This window comes from Vibrio sp. OPT46 (assembly GCF_015163535.1).
GTDB classification, from domain to species: domain Bacteria; phylum Pseudomonadota; class Gammaproteobacteria; order Enterobacterales; family Vibrionaceae; genus Vibrio; species Vibrio alginolyticus.
In genome coordinates this window covers 1-312 of record NZ_JADDYG010000654.1, presented here as the reverse complement: position 1 = coordinate 312, position 312 = coordinate 1, and the positions used below count along the sequence as shown (strand labels likewise).

Annotated in this window: 1 protein-coding gene; it reads left to right on the top strand. The window is 43.3% G+C overall.

Annotation, left to right across the window (positions count from 1 at the left end; genetic code table 11):
- Positions 1-133: 133 nt before the first annotated feature.
- Positions 134-310, top strand: a complete 177-nt coding sequence (locus IQR33_RS24185; protein WP_005382064.1) for a hypothetical protein — start codon at positions 134-136, stop codon at positions 308-310.
- Positions 311-312: the final 2 nt, after the last annotated feature.

Genomic DNA, 312 nt, shown 5'->3' with positions numbered 1-312 from the left:
ATGCCGCTGTCATATCCGACGACGTTTCAGCTCTGGCGACAAAGAGGAAAATATTCCATACCGCCACTAACTCCATTACTGATGTTCCTCCTTTGTTTGCTGTGAAAAAAACAATTGAGCTCAAGGAGCGTTCATGAATATTAACGATTTTTTACTGACCGTGAGTATCAGCTCAGGTATTGGCCTACTCCTAGGATACTTTATCCGTGACCTCGTAAACGCTACCCGACGCTTTTACCACAAGCACTTAAAACGCTCGCGCTATTTTGAGCTAGATACATCAGCCACTAACACTAAGAAGCTTAAGTAATG

What these genes read in the sequence shown, in the direction of transcription:
- IQR33_RS24185 (WP_005382064.1), top strand. Translation starts at nt 134, where the DNA reads ATGAATATTAACGATTTTTTACTGACCGTGAGTATCAGCTCAGGTATT.